A 235-nucleotide genomic window follows, 5' to 3' on the forward strand; every position below is an offset into this window, starting at 1 on the left:
GTTTTACCGTGTGTACCCGCTACCGCCAATACCCAACGGTCTTGCAAAATATATTCAGCCAAAAACTGCGGCCCAGAAGTATATTTTATGCCGCGATTTAATACTGCTTCTACACACGGATTACCGCGGCTCATGGCGTTACCAATAACCACTAAGTCTGGTTGGTTGTCGCCTTCTTTGCCTAATTGAGCCGGATCAAACCCCTGGATTAGCTCAATACCTTGTTGCTCAAGCT

General features: G+C 46.8%; 1 protein-coding gene. It reads right to left on the reverse strand.

Features of this window, described 5'->3' with window-relative positions; translation table 11 throughout:
• Window positions 1–235: Mur ligase domain-containing protein (locus AAEY78_RS15025; RefSeq protein WP_352340307.1), on the reverse strand; the 235-nt coding region annotated here is incomplete at both ends.

Origin of the sequence: Psychrobacter sp. 16-MNA-CIBAN-0192 (assembly GCF_040309565.1) — a bacterium.
Classification (GTDB): domain Bacteria; phylum Pseudomonadota; class Gammaproteobacteria; order Pseudomonadales; family Moraxellaceae; genus Psychrobacter.